The sequence below is a fragment of the Chitinophaga sp. genome (genome assembly GCF_036569185.1).
GTDB lineage: Bacteria > Bacteroidota > Bacteroidia > Chitinophagales > Chitinophagaceae > Chitinophaga.
Genome location: NZ_DATCRD010000162.1, coordinates 14,617 through 27,519 on the forward strand (window position 1 = coordinate 14,617; position 12,903 = coordinate 27,519).

Annotated in this window: 10 protein-coding genes; 2 read left to right on the top strand and 8 right to left on the bottom strand. The window is 47.9% G+C overall.

Going from position 1 to position 12,903, the window contains the following annotated elements:
• Nucleotides 1-333, top strand: a complete 333-nt coding sequence (locus VIM72_RS12085) for a hypothetical protein (RefSeq protein WP_332003087.1) — start codon at nucleotides 1-3, stop codon at nucleotides 331-333.
• Here the strand turns inward: VIM72_RS12085 and VIM72_RS12090 are convergent, their stop codons facing one another.
• The 4 genes from VIM72_RS12090 to VIM72_RS12105 all read right to left on the bottom strand — a co-directional run bounded on the left by VIM72_RS12090 (nucleotide 334) and on the right by VIM72_RS12105 (nucleotide 4,656).
• Nucleotides 334-1,143 (bottom strand): alpha/beta hydrolase, encoded by an 810-nt coding sequence (locus VIM72_RS12090; RefSeq protein ID WP_332003088.1) that lies wholly within the window; start codon nucleotides 1,141-1,143, stop codon nucleotides 334-336.
• A 28-nt stretch (nucleotides 1,144-1,171) separates the two neighbouring features.
• On the bottom strand, nucleotides 1,172-3,124 hold the full coding sequence (gene mrdA, locus VIM72_RS12095; RefSeq protein ID WP_332003089.1) for a penicillin-binding protein 2: 1,953 nt from the start codon (nucleotides 3,122-3,124) through the stop codon (nucleotides 1,172-1,174).
• 107 nt (nucleotides 3,125-3,231) lie between these two features.
• Nucleotides 3,232-4,116, bottom strand: a complete 885-nt coding sequence (locus VIM72_RS12100) for an SH3 domain-containing protein (RefSeq protein WP_332003090.1) — start codon at nucleotides 4,114-4,116, stop codon at nucleotides 3,232-3,234.
• A 372-nt stretch (nucleotides 4,117-4,488) separates the two neighbouring features.
• Nucleotides 4,489-4,656: a hypothetical protein gene (locus tag VIM72_RS12105; RefSeq protein ID WP_332003091.1), complete on the bottom strand. Its 168-nt coding sequence runs from the start codon at nucleotides 4,654-4,656 to the stop codon at nucleotides 4,489-4,491.
• 273 nt (nucleotides 4,657-4,929) lie between these two features.
• Between VIM72_RS12105 and VIM72_RS12110 the strand changes: the two genes are divergently transcribed.
• The gene (locus VIM72_RS12110; protein WP_332003092.1) at nucleotides 4,930-6,240 is read left to right on the top strand and encodes a HAMP domain-containing sensor histidine kinase; all 1,311 of its coding nucleotides are present in this window, start codon (nucleotides 4,930-4,932) and stop codon (nucleotides 6,238-6,240) included.
• Here VIM72_RS12110 and VIM72_RS12115 read toward each other — a convergent pair whose 3' ends face one another.
• The 4 genes from VIM72_RS12115 to VIM72_RS12130 form a co-directional block, all read right to left on the bottom strand.
• Nucleotides 6,241-8,652, bottom strand: coding sequence for an ABC transporter permease (locus tag VIM72_RS12115; RefSeq protein ID WP_332003093.1), 2,412 nt, complete (start codon nucleotides 8,650-8,652; stop codon nucleotides 6,241-6,243).
• 168 nt (nucleotides 8,653-8,820) lie between these two features.
• Nucleotides 8,821-9,585 (bottom strand): SDR family oxidoreductase, encoded by a 765-nt coding sequence (locus tag VIM72_RS12120; protein ID WP_332003094.1) that lies wholly within the window; start codon nucleotides 9,583-9,585, stop codon nucleotides 8,821-8,823.
• A gap of 92 nt (nucleotides 9,586-9,677) precedes the next feature.
• Nucleotides 9,678-11,474 (bottom strand): TlpA disulfide reductase family protein, encoded by a 1,797-nt coding sequence (locus VIM72_RS12125; protein ID WP_332003095.1) that lies wholly within the window; start codon nucleotides 11,472-11,474, stop codon nucleotides 9,678-9,680.
• 6 nt (nucleotides 11,475-11,480) lie between these two features.
• Nucleotides 11,481-12,884, bottom strand: coding sequence for a RagB/SusD family nutrient uptake outer membrane protein (locus VIM72_RS12130; RefSeq protein WP_332003096.1), 1,404 nt, complete (start codon nucleotides 12,882-12,884; stop codon nucleotides 11,481-11,483).
• Nucleotides 12,885-12,903 lie beyond the last annotated feature (19 nt).

Below are 12,903 nucleotides of genomic sequence, written 5' to 3' on the forward strand. Positions count from 1 at the left end.
ATGAAGGCTTTCATATTTGCTAACCGGCAACTAATTGGTTTTGCTCACCTGGTGAAGGGTGATATTGCCATGGGTGGCTTGTATGGCCAATTTTATCCAAACGAATACTATAAGCTCGCTGTCCAGGGGATAGTACGTCAAATCAATAACGCGTTAAATTTACAAAGCAACAAATGGTCCGCACTCCAACTACATGCGCAACTGGAAAATGGGCACAGGCTTGAACCTATTGGCGGAATCACACTCGACGATATGGCGGAATTACCTGGTGAAATCATAAGAATAGACATAGCGGGCGTTGATCCTCAAATCATCTCCACCTATTTCCCGTAGCTACTCCAGCATTCGCCTGAGCTCTCCGCGGTATTCAGGGTTATCCGTCATACCATTATGCCCCTGCCCTTTCAGGGTAATCAAGGTATCTCCCGGTTTAAAATACGCCTTTAACTTTTCGGAGGATCCATAGTAAATCACCTCATCAGCGTTGCCATGAAAGATGGTAACGGGAACGGCAGTACGCTGTATATTACGGTAAGTGGGAAAGGTATACTTCAGGAGAAAGGAAGGCAGTACCGGGTAATAATACCTGGCCATATCCTTCATGCTGAAATAGGGAGCCTGCAGAATAAGCTGCCGGGGATGATTATCAGCAGCCAGTCTTGCAGCGGTGCCCGTACCTACGGAGTAACCAAGAATTACAATTTTATTTTCAGGATAAGATGTTCTGACACTGTCATAAACAGTTTGTGCATCGGTATAAAACTGTTGTTCGCTATGGATCTTCCCCGTACTTTTCCCATATCCCCTGTAATCAAAAATCAATACATCATAACCGAGCTGCGTATACGCACCGGCTACTTCCCCCCAGGATCGCAGCGACCCCGCATTGCCGTGCAGGTAAAAGATAAGGCCTTTGTTGCCGCCCGACTTAAACAACAACGCATTCAGCTGCGCGCCATCACCCATGGGGATAGTGCGTTCTTCGAAGGGCTCCGGAAAATGAAACACATAACCCGGCGCTAATCTCTCAGGAAAAAAAAGTAACCGCTCCTGGATAAAATAAACAAGGATACAAACAGCTGCATAAAGCAGCAGCAACATCCCTATTGTTTTCAGCACCCATTTTAAGATAATTCCTGACATCGGTGTAAGATACAAAGAAGATAGCTGTTTAATGAAAATACTGTTTCAGTATTTGTTCAGCGGTAAGTGCGCCGGTAGTATTATTCAGCGAGTCTATTTTTGATACTTCCAGTTTGGCCAGCGGAATAGTGGTTGTTTCCAGCATCCGTTTCATTACCGGTAATTTTGATGCCGGCAGGGTATCGTGAAGGTATTTCTCCATGATAAGATTAGCGATAGGCACCGCAAAGGTGGACCCCATACCGGCATTCTCCACAATTACGGCAACGGCTATACGCGGATTGTCACGCGGGGCGAAGGCTACAAATACAGAATGATCCGGCAAATCAACCACTTTGCCATTTACCCGGCCCCTGTTTTCAGCAGTACCGGTTTTCCCGCAAACGGCGATGCCTTCCATCCGGGCGCCCCTGCCGGTGCCATGCTCCACTACATCTTCCATTCCAAAAATAACAGAACGGTAAGCGGTATCGGATACATGACCTACCGCATGTTTCTCTTTAAACTTTTGTAAGATGCCTGAGCTGTCGTTATCTATAGATTCTACCAGGTGCGGCAGGTAATAATAACCACGGTTGGCGATGAGGCACATGGCATTGGCCATCTGCAACGGTGTGGTAGCTACCTGCCCCTGCCCCATGCCTACATACAGTTCAGAACAGGAGTTCCAGGCGCCGCGGTACATCCGGTTCAGCACAGCGGTATCTGCTACCACGCCGGCGCTTTCGCCGGGAATATCGATGCCCAGTTTATGGCCAAGCCCGAACTGCGTCATATACTCTCTCCATTTGGCATGCCCTTTTTTTATACCCCCCCATTTATAGCTGTCTACTTCCAGGCGATAAAGATGAATGAAATAGGAATTGCACGAATGCGCCATGGCTACACGCAGGTTGGAAGCATGCCCGGCATCGCTGTGCAGGCATTTAATAATATGGCCGCAGGCATTATACGCACCGCGACAAGGATACCCGAAATCAGGTGTGATCAGTCCTTCGTCGAGCGCCACCAGTGCGGTAAGCGGCTTCATGGAAGACCCGGGCTGATAGGTTGCCTGGATGCCCCGGTTGAGAAAAGGCTCTGTGGGATCTGTAAATAACCGGCCTGCATTTTTTGTGCGGCGGCTTCCTGTTAAAAGATTGGGATCGAAAACGGGCCCGCTTACCATGGCCAGGATACCACCGCTTTGCGGATCTATGGCCACGATGCTGCCTATCTTGTTACGCATTAACCGTTCTCCCAGCAACTGTAGTTCTATATCCAGGGAAAGACGGAGATTCTTTCCCGCAATAGCCGCCGTGTCGAACTCGCCATTGGCCAGCGCGCCCTGCGGACGGTTGAGATTATCCTTGATGATATATTGTGTGCCCCGCTGGCCCATGAGTATTTTCTCATAGGTTTTCTCCAGCCCCGTTAACCCTATATAATCACCGGATTCATAATCGCCATAGGCTTTCATCTTCAGCATATCAGGCGATACTTCACCGATGTATCCCAGGATGTTGGCGGCGGCTTTATAAGGGTAAGACCTTACCTGGCGCGGCACCAGTTCAAAACCCGATTGGAACAGGTACATGCTTTCCTGCAGGCGACTGTAAGTATCGGGCGATAACATGGCCGCGAAAACCGAGGAACGCATCCGCCCGTTCTTCTTAACGGCATCGGCTATACGTAATTTGAATTCTACGGTATCTATCTGCAGGATATTACAGAGATAGGCGGTATCTATTTTTTTAACAGCGGCAGGGGTTACCACCAGGTCGTACAACACCTCGTTACCGAGTATACTCCGGTTTTTACGGTCGAAGATAATGCCCCGGCCGGGGTATACCGTTTTTCTTGTTACAGCATTGGCATCCGCCAGCCGGGCATACTTTGTTTCTATTAACTGCAGGTACATTAACCTGGCAACAAAAAGGAGGGCGAACCCTGTAATAATGAGTACTATTACGCGTTTCCTGGGTTGATTATAAACGGACATGGGAAGTAATGACGGGCATCTTTTAGAACAACAAAACTATTTCAAATAAATAGTGCTGTAAAAAAATTATAGATGAACGGCCATTAGAAAGGATAGATTCGCACGTCTTATTTTCCTATTTTTCTGTAGGTGCCATTTACCCCATCCCAGCTGTATTTTGTTGATGCTTCTTTTACCGCCATCACCGGTTCACCATTCTTATCTACCTTATCTGTTTCTTCCTCTTCATGCATTTTCAGTACAATAATATCCGGCTGTCCATCTTTCTCTCCAGGGAAAATAAAAGACTCTTCGTGGTAATATACGCCCGCATCCCCCACATCCATTCTGCCAGGCAACGGGGCAAGACGCCCGTCTTTCATCCAGGCGAAATAATAATAGTTGGTAGGCACACCGCAGGCGGCCCCACCAAAACCCAGGGATACAATATGCTGCACATTCGTAAGACCAATGCCACCCATTACTTTGGCATAAGCAAAACCGGCAGATTCATCGTCGAAGATGCGGAATGAAGTAGAAGCAAGGATCTTCCCTGCCTGAACGGCTTTCAGTTTTACGATATACTGCGATTGTTTCCGCTGCCCGATCAATGTATCCATGCGGCGGTCGTAAGCAAATATAAACTTCATATCGCCCCGGCGCATAGGGGTAAAAGAGATCAGTCCTTCCCACACATAACCTTCTTTTTCCACGCCGTTCTTATTGTACTTTATCTGTACCCAGGGAAGGGTAAGACCTTTGAGGGTAAGCATTTTCCCGGGCAGGATACTCACCGCAGTAATATCATCTCCGGCCAGCAGGGTATCGATGGCGGCTTGTTTGGTATCCGGACTAACGCGCACCAGGGCGGTATCTGCAAAAATATAACGGCTGTCATCTTTGTTCAGCGACCAGGTATTAAAGATAAATTCCTGGTCCTGGTCCTGGGCAAGAAGAGGGGTTGCAAAACAAGTTAACAAACAAGCGAGCGTAAAAAACAACATCGTTCTCATGAGGTATATTGATTAAACCGCAAAAATAGCGTTTTACCTCATGAAAACGATGTGGTATCATTTAATTTGCCGGGGGACAGATCTGCATTATGTACACTGCCCTGCTGGCCTCACAGGATTGCAGTACACCGGTTGCACAAGGCACTTTATAATTACGGTAGGTTAACCCGCGGGTAACATCGCGGTTGCCCCGGGCGGCATTGATATTTTTCCGGATTTCGCCTGATCAAGATAAGCAACCATACCTGTTTCCCTGTACAGTATCACTGCAGCGCCGATAAATGTGCCTGGTTACAAGTGTAATCAGACCATCCTTTGTGCCCGTTTACATTATTATCAGCCACTCTGCCGGTATTGGGATCATAAAGATTATTAACGCCCGGTTGTATACCTCTTTGCTTTTTGGAGATAAGCGGCTTCGCCGGTGATCTTATACAAGGTCATGGCCGGGATAACCGTGGGGAAGTTGATGTACGCATTTTTACCGCTATGGCTAAAGGTCCGGAACATACCGCCTTTTTTCCGGATCGTAAAGACCATCCCATACCCTTTTAAAACCGGAGGCTGATCCCGCCACCGAAAATTAATGATAATTATTTTAGCTTTCCCCGCATTTTGTAAAATGCATTTAGCAAGTGCCGGGCAAAGAGATCGCAAATATGCAGGGATCCGCCCGGTGCTTCTTTCTTTTTTAAAAATTAACCGGATAGTATAGAAAACCGAAAAAAAATTATGACATTACAGCCATATGCAATTATCCTGAGCCCGGCATTTTCGCTGCAAATAGCAGTTGTTTTTGCTTAAATTAGTAACATGTCAACAAACGGAACCATCACAATATCCCAACGGCTGAAACAATTCTCCCATTTCCTGATTGGAGATGCCCGGCTGTTCTCCCTGGAAAACCGGATTTTTAATGCCATCTGCGCTATTACCATCTTTATCATTATTATTAATGTACCTTATAATTACATTACCGGTCTGACTGCCACGGCGGTGATTTTTGCGCTACTGGTACCTGCATTTATCTTTATTTATTTTTTATCGAGATACCGGAAGAAGGTAAACCTGAGCGTTGCCCTTGCGGCGATTGTGGGCAATGTAATGTTCGCCATTAATTATTTCTACAGCGGTGGCATACAGGGTGCATCGCTGTTGTCTTTTACCCTGGCGTTTTTCCTGATCATGCTCATTTCCCCGCGGAAACAATACTACTGGTGGCTGGCGCTGAACCTCGTTATTGTGCTGGGGCTCATTACCTGGGAGTATTATTACCCGGCGTCTGTAGATGCAGTATATAAAACCAGGAAAGATATTTTTGCAGATATGACCCCTACCTATATCATTTGTATAGGAGTTATTTTTGTGGGAACCATCTATCTGAAAAATGCCTACAACAACGAAAAAGTGAGAGGGGAAGAAAAAACCCGCTCCCTTGAGATAATGAACACAGAAAAGAGTAAGCTCTTTTCACTCATCTCCCACGACCTGCGCAACCCGCTGGCAGCTATACAATCTTACCTGCAGCTGGTGCGGGAAGTGGAGCTGAACACGGCAGACAAAGCCCAGATAGAAACGGAGTTACTTTACGTGGTAAACAGCACCCAGGAAATGCTGTATAATATATTGGTATGGTCCAAAACGCAAATGGATGGTCTTCAAGTGAACCTTATCCCCGTAGATGTGGCCGCCGCTATACATCCAATCCTGAAAATCAATAAAATGGCGGTATCCAAAAAAAGGATCAGCCTGGATATCAATATAGATGCTTCTATCAAAGTGATGGCCGATATTAACATGCTGCAACTGATCGCGCGTAACCTGCTGGGCAACGCGGCCAAATTCACTCCTGCCGGCGGAACTATTTTCATAAAAACCAGTAAAACCGGCGATAAATGCCTCATTGAAGTAAAGGACAGCGGCCCGGGTATTGACCTTTCCAGTCAGCAGGATATTTTTTCCCTGAAGGTACGCTCCACTTTTGGTACAGATAATGAAAAGGGTATCGGGCTGGGATTGTATCTCTGTAAGGAATATACGATAGCGCAGCAAGGACATATCTGGTATGAGAACAACCCTGAAGGCGGAAGTTCCTTCTACCTGGAACTCCCGCTCGCCAATTAATTATTCTGCTTTAAGACTATTCACCGGGTTAGCGGTGGCCGCCCGGATAGCCCGGTAACTCACCGTTAAAAGCGTGATGGCAATGGCAATAAATGCGGCTATCACAAATAAGGTCCAGCTGATCTTCACCTGGTAAGCAAAATTCTGCAGCCACCGGCTCATCATATACCAGGCCAGCGGACTGGCAATCAAAATGGCCACCAGCACCAGTTTCAGGAAATCTTTCGACAGCATCGCCACAATACCCGGTACTGAAGCGCCCAGCACTTTGCGGATCCCTATTTCCCGGGTGCGTTGTTCCGCTGCATAAGTGATTAACCCAAACAAGCCCAGGGAAGCGATGACTACCGCCAGCACAGCGAAAGTAATGAAGATCTTTCCGGTGCGTTGCTCTGCAACATACAGGCGGTTGAAATCATCATCGAGGAAGGAATATACAAATGGCTGTCCGCTCATACCCGGCTGTGCTTCGTAAGCGCTTTTTATTTTCGCAATAAGCCCCTGGATATCGGCAGTATGAATGCGAAACGCCATAGAGCGGGGGTTCGATTGCAGCCGGAACACTATAGGAGGTATCTTATTCCTCAAACTGCCGGCGTTAAAGTCTTTCACGATACCGATCACTTTCAATGACCTGTTTTCTGCATAAAGATATTTCTCCTCCAGGTCATTAAAACCAAACAACTTCGCAGCGGTTTCATTAAGCAATACCGCAAAGGTATCAGAAGGCATCTCCGGTGAGAAATTGCGGCCACTCACCATTTGCATGCCCATGGTTGGAATATAATCTGCATCCACATACCAATCCGGCACACCCGTAACCTGGCCCGCGCTATGGGCCGCATCTTTTGAATAGATGTTGGTATTAAGGCTCATATCAGTAGGCAAAGAGGCGGTCATAGTACCGGATTCCACCCCCGGCATGGACAATACTTCGTTCTTAAAGTTGGGGGCATGGATCCAGAGTGAAGAAGTATTGCCCACAATGAGCACCTGTTCCCGGTTATACCCCAGCTTTTTATTCCGGATATAATTCAGCTGGCTGTTGATCACCAGCGTACCCACAATAAGCAGAATAGCAGAAGCAAACTGGAACACCACCAGGCTGCTCCGCAACCAGCCGTTCCTGAAACCGCCGTTCAGCTTACCTTTCAGCACCTTGATAGGCTCAAACGCAGAAAGGAAAAAAGCGGGATAGCTGCCTGCCAGTAAACCTATCACCCCGGCGGTAAGCAGCAGGAAAGGCAACAGCCACAAGAGGTAGCCGGTTTTCAGCACAATATGCTTACCCGATAACTGGTTAAGATAAGGCAGCAGCAACACCGCCAGTACCAATGCCAGTAACAGCGCAAAGAAGCTGGTTAATATGGATTCTGTCAGGAACTGGAATACCAAAGACCCACGTTGGGACCCCAGCACTTTCCTTACGCCCACTTCTTTTGCACGGCCTGCAGAGCGGGCGGTAGAAAGGTTCATAAAATTTACACAGGCGATGAGCAGGATGATTACCGCCACCGCGATAAAAATATACACGTACTGGATATTGCCGGAAGGTTCCACTTCATCGGCCAGTGTGGAATGCAAATGGATTTTTGTGAGCGGCATTACATTATACCCGAAATGGCCGCCCGATCTTTTCAGGTCTGCAAAGTTGCTTCCTGTCATCTTCTGCAGGGGCCCTTCCATATACTTTTTGGTAGCGGCATCCACATAGCGCTGGAGTTGTGCGCCGGTAGCGCCTTCACGCATCAGCACATAGGTGGTGTAGTTGTCGGACATCCAGCCGCCACTTTCCCGGCTTTCCGGCAGTTCGGACATGGCGCGCACAAAATCAAAATGCAGGTGCGACTGCTCCGGCACATCTTTAATCACACCGCTGATCTGGTAAGTACTCACATTATCTGTTTGCAGTGTTTTGCCTACTATATCTGTGCTGTTAAAATACTTCAGGGCCATTCGTTCGGAGATAACCATGGTATGTGGCTGCGTGAGCGCGGTTTTTGGGTCGCCACTGATCATTTCCAGGCTGAATACATCAAACAACGTGGAATCGGCAAAGCTGGCATTGTGCTCCACCAGCGTGGTGGCGCCTTTCTTCACCAGTATATTTCCCTGGTGGATGAACCGCACATAACTTTCTACGTTGGGATATTCCCGTTGTAATACCGGGGCCAGCTGGCTGGGGGTGAATCTTTCCCTGAAAGCATTGCCATTTACAAAAAAGTCGGCATCTATACGGTAAACCCGGTCGGCTTTTTTGTTGAACCGGTCGTAGCCCAGTTCATCTGTAACAAATAAAGTGATGAGCAGGCAGGTGGTAATGCCAATGGCGAGCCCGAATATGGTGATGGCTGAAAAACCTTTGTTTCTCCAAAGGTTCCTGAGTGCGATGTTGAAGTAATTCTTAAACATAAAATACAGGCGCTCTAATTGAATGCCGGAAACCATGCGTAATGATAATCAGTGCTTTAGTTTCAAGTTACCTGCTGCCGATGCCCGGTTTTAATACAGAAAGTGTCCGATAACGGTCACAAAAAAGCACGGCTGCTATCTGCCGTGCTTTTCCATTATCTGTACCCGTTACAGGAACATGCCCCCGGAGGCTTCAATACGCTGGGCGGTGATCCAGCGCGCTTCTTCCGTGCACAGGAAGGCTACTATGCCGCCAATATCGTCTGGTAAGCCGGTGCGCCGCAGCGCAGTATGCGCTGTGATATAGGATATGGCCTCTGGCGCATGCTCAAAAGTGGCTTTTGTAAAATCTGTTTCTATAATGCCAGGGGCCACCACATTGGCGGTGATGCCGCGCGCGCCCACTTCTTTAGCCAGGTACCTGGTAAACACCTCTATAGCGCCTTTCATAGAGGCGTAAGCGGCGTAACCGGGTGTGGCAAACCTGGCCAGACCGGTGGAAAGATTAATGATACGGCCATTATCGTTAATAAAAGGCAATGCTTTCTGTGTAAGGAAGTATACGCCTTTTAAATGCACATGGTACAGTTCATCGAAATCCGCTTCTGTAGTGTCGGGGATCAGGGAACTTCTGTCGATGCCCGCATTATTTACCAGGAAATCAAATTTCCCTACTCCTGTATTTTCTTCCAGGTGTGCTGCCACTTCTGCCAAAAATCCGTCAAACGCTTTTGTATCGGCGGTATCCAGTTTATACGCGATCGCCTTTTGTCCCAGGCCCTGGATTTCTGCTACCACTTTGTTTGCCTCCGCCTGGTTGCTTTTATAGGTAAGGATGATATCATGCCCGCTTTTAGCAAGCTGTAAAGACATATTCTTACCTAATCCGCGACTGCCGCCAGTAACCAGGGCTATTTTGTTTTTCGTTGCCATTTTGTTTTATTTTTTGATAAGACAAATTTCCGGGAATCTTCCCGGCTGGTTATGGTGACTGTTTAAGTATTTTATGGTAACCGTTTAAGTATTTAGTCGTGCAACAGGATCTCCAGTTGCTGTTTTAATTTCTCTTCCACTTCCGGCCCCTCGAAACCAATGTTGCTGAAGATGATGTTACCTTCTTTATTGATGAGATAGGAAGCGGGGATGATATTAAACTTAAACTTATCTCCTATAGCGGGGTCTGTATTATAATACACCGGGAAGGTATATTTTTTGTTCCCGCTCCAGCCCTGTGCATCTGCCAGGGTGTTGCGGGCGCCGCTGTTGGCGATCATAAAAACGATGTCCGGGTTTTGTTTATACTGGTCATATAAATTCTGGAGATAGGGCATTTCCTGCATACAGGGTACACACCAGGTGGCCCAGAAATCAATGAGCACAATTTTTCCTTTGAGAGAAGCTGCCGGTACCGGCTTACCTTTCATATCCACGAAGGAATTCAGCGGCGGCGCCGGGCGGTTGATCCTTTGTTTCTTTACCTTTTCCAGCAGTATTTTTTTCCGGAACTCCTGCAGCTGGTTCAGCTTCGCAACATTGTTGGTTTGCTGGTAGTAAGCCGCTGCGTTGTCCAGTGTTTCTTTATCCGCATAGTAATCCACCGCCTGTTCCATATGCTTATCTGCTGCAGCAAAGCGCCCCTGCTTCATGTCTATCAGCCCGAGCATAGACAACAGGCGCCGGCTGGCTTTATTAAATACGGCTTCGCGTGTACTGTCGTCTGCAAAAGGATAAATGTACCCGGTTTCCGGGAAATAACGGATCACGCCTACAGGGTAGCTGCGTGCACTGTCCAGCGCCCGTTGTGCATAACCGCGTGCGCTGTCGAGAGCAAGACTGTTGTCCAGCAAAGTTTGCGCAATCTGCTGCCAGGTGGTCACCCTATAAGGATTTTCCTTTTCCCTGGTCATAAAACGGGCATGGTACAATGCTTTACCACTGTCTTTTTGAGCAGCATAATACCGGAACAGCACATCGTGTATTTCAGTAAAAGACTCCGCGTTTTCCGGGGTTTCTTTTTTCAGTTCTTCTTCAAAGAAAGCGATCTGCCGGGCAGTATCTTTGCCCCTGGCCATTACGCCTGTCCTGATATCACGGCCCAGTGCAGATTCCGGGTAACGTTCCATTACCACGCGGCGGATGGAATCCAGCCGGGAATTTTCGCCAATGATCAGGTAGCCCATGGTTACCTTGTTCATATTGCCGGCCACAGTGGGCGCGCTGTTAAATTTATCTGCAATTACCCGGTGCGCCTGTTCCCTGAATTGCACCTTCTCTTTTGCTGTAGCGGCCTTATTCATTTCGTAAGTAAGCAGGCGTAGTTTCGCTTCGTAATTGCCGGGGTAACGCTTCAGTTCTTCTTTGTACAGGGCGGCCTGTTTATCTGCCAGTAAAGGCGATTTCCCCATCTGTGCAGTAAGACTGTAAGCTTTGTAAAGCGACATGTCTTGTACCGGCACTTTATTTTTATAAACGCCTATTTCGTAGTGCCGGTTTTTTGCCGGTTTATCTACCGCCTCGCCGCTTTCCAGGTAAAAGGTAGCGAAGGTAGTATAGTCAGCCAGCTTGAAGGAGGTAGTCCATTTGTTGCCAATGCGCTGCATGTCCATCCGCCAGGCGAGGTTGTAAAAATTGGAATAGGAAAACACGAGGGTTACCATGCCGGCAGTAGCCGGAATGCCTGCTCCCGGTGCAGACGGATCATACGTAATAGTTACCGTTTGCCCACGTTCCGGGAATTCCGGGCTGATCACTACCCGTTGTTGCGCATATATTTTAGTGGCTGCCATAGCAGCCACTAAAAGTAAGATGGTTAATTTTTTCATTACCGGTTATTTGTACCCGTCGTTTTGGGTAAGGTTAGCATTGGTTCTGATGGCATCAGAAGGAATCGGGTACAGGGTATCCGTTGATTGCCAGTTGGCGCCTTTAATGGGGCCCAGCACGGCATCTGCGCGTTTGGTACGCTTCAGGTCAAACCAGCGGTGGCCCCATTCTGCAAACAATTCCACTTTGCGTTCCTGCTCTACTGCCAGCAGCAGGGCAGCTTGTGTGAGCGATGTAGAGAGGTTACCCAGGCCAGCACGGTGGCGGATAACATCCAGGTCGCTACGGCCATCATCCAGTTTTCCTTGCTGGATACGGGCTTCCGCACGGATAAGGTATTGTTCAGCGAGGCGCATCACCATAGAATATTCAGTAACACCGCTGGTGCTTGTTCTTATTTTGTATTTGTAAGGGAAATAAACAGTAACGCCTGCAGTGGTTTTGTTGGAAGCAATCCAGTTGGCCAGGCGCAGGTCGTTTGGTTCATACTTCTTAATCAGGTTGGTAGTATCCAGCCTGAACACCGCTGTACCAAACAGGCCGGTGGTGGGGTTAATAGCCGGTGTGGATGTAAACCCTTCCCAGGTATTGCGGCCCCCCAGCACATTGGTTGGCTGCAACTGCCAGATAGCCTCGTTGCTGTTGGCCAGGAATACCTTGTTCAGGTCTGTTACCAGCGAATACCGGTTATCATTGATCACCAGGGAGGCCGTGGCTTCTGCCAGGGCCCAGTTCTGGTTATAGAGATATACCCTTGCCAGTAAGGCATTGGCCACCGCTTTATCAGGACGTATATGCTGTCCCGTAGGATAATCATCTCCCATTAATTCCACCGCCGCTTTCAGATCACTGATCATGGTGTTATATATATCCGCACGCGGGGCACGGGGCTTCACCCCATTTTCTTTATAGTTGGTGCCGGTGATCAGGGGCACATCTCCATACATATTCACTAAATAAAAATAGCAGAAAGCCCGCATGAAGTGCGACTCGCCCAGTAACTGGTTCTTTACAGCCGGCGTTAACGCCGTTGCGGTGGAAAGCCCTTCCACACAGGCATTCATCTGGTAAACATAACTGTAAAGATCTGAAAACATACTCTGCACATACTGGCTGCTGGGCAGTAACCTGTTCTCTTTAAAAACATCATAGTTGGCAAAGGTGGAAAAGTAAGCCAGATCATCTGCCTGCATGGCGGTGAGGTAGTTGATCAACACATTTGCAAACTGGTAATTGAACGAGTACATGTTACTATATAAACCGGTAACTGCTGCAGTAGCCGTTTTATCATCTGTAAACACCAGGCCGGATACCAGCTCATTCTTTGGCAACGGCGTATCTACGTACTTGCTGCAGGAACTGCTGCTGAGGAGGAGGGCGCCGATTAAAAATATATGAATTCGTTTCATGGTAAATCTTTTTATTTTC

Excerpts from the sequence above, each read along its gene's own strand:
- mrdA (WP_332003089.1), bottom strand. The coding sequence starts at position 3,124 with ATGTCCGTTTATAATCAACCCAGGAAACGCGTAATAGTACTCATTATT.
- VIM72_RS12110 (WP_332003092.1), top strand. The coding sequence starts at position 4,930 with ATGTCAACAAACGGAACCATCACAATATCCCAACGGCTGAAACAATTC.
- VIM72_RS12090 (WP_332003088.1), bottom strand. The coding sequence starts at position 1,143 with ATGTCAGGAATTATCTTAAAATGGGTGCTGAAAACAATAGGGATGTTG.
- VIM72_RS12115 (WP_332003093.1), bottom strand. The coding sequence starts at position 8,652 with ATGTTTAAGAATTACTTCAACATCGCACTCAGGAACCTTTGGAGAAAC.
- VIM72_RS12105 (WP_332003091.1), bottom strand. The coding sequence starts at position 4,656 with ATGGTCTTTACGATCCGGAAAAAAGGCGGTATGTTCCGGACCTTTAGC.
- VIM72_RS12125 (WP_332003095.1), bottom strand. The coding sequence starts at position 11,474 with ATGAAAAAATTAACCATCTTACTTTTAGTGGCTGCTATGGCAGCCACT.
- VIM72_RS12120 (WP_332003094.1), bottom strand. The coding sequence starts at position 9,585 with ATGGCAACGAAAAACAAAATAGCCCTGGTTACTGGCGGCAGTCGCGGA.
- VIM72_RS12130 (WP_332003096.1), bottom strand. The coding sequence starts at position 12,884 with ATGAAACGAATTCATATATTTTTAATCGGCGCCCTCCTCCTCAGCAGC.
- VIM72_RS12100 (WP_332003090.1), bottom strand. The coding sequence starts at position 4,116 with ATGAGAACGATGTTGTTTTTTACGCTCGCTTGTTTGTTAACTTGTTTT.
- VIM72_RS12085 (WP_332003087.1), top strand. The coding sequence starts at position 1 with ATGAAGGCTTTCATATTTGCTAACCGGCAACTAATTGGTTTTGCTCAC.